This is a genomic window from Microbacterium maritypicum MF109, assembly GCF_000455825.1.
Classification (GTDB): Bacteria; Actinomycetota; Actinomycetes; order Actinomycetales; family Microbacteriaceae; genus Microbacterium; species Microbacterium maritypicum_A.
The window spans coordinates 1-347 of record NZ_ATAO01000038.1 but is presented as its reverse complement, the minus strand read 5'-3'; the positions used below and the strand labels follow the sequence as shown (position 1 = coordinate 347).

At 66.9% G+C, this 347-nt stretch carries 1 protein-coding gene; it reads right to left on the bottom strand.

Annotated elements, in window-relative coordinates:
* A partial coding sequence (locus L687_RS41490) for a TetR/AcrR family transcriptional regulator (protein WP_031206723.1) occupies window positions 1-180 on the bottom strand: 180 nt, incomplete at its 3' end.
* Window positions 181-347: the final 167 nt, after the last annotated feature.

Here is a 347-nt window from a genome sequence, read left to right as displayed (position 1 = left end):
GTCGGCGAAGTGGTGCAGCAGTCCCGCGCGTGAGATGCCGCACACCGCGGCGATCTCGAGGATCGTCGCCGAGAGGAAGCCGCGTTCGGCGAAGTGGTCCGAGGCCACGCGGATGATCTCCTCGCGGCGCGCTCGGCCGTTCGCGTATCCGCGCCCTCGCAGCGTCGTCGCATCAGCCATGGGGGAAACCGTAGCACCGCTCTTGACAAAACCGACACAAGTGTAGATATTTAACCGAACCACCCGCCGCACCCGCACCGCCCGCCGTACCCGAAAGACCCGCCGTACCCGAACGAAGGAGTTCCCGTGAGCGCGATCGCGCACCCGTACCAGGACCGCACCCTGAC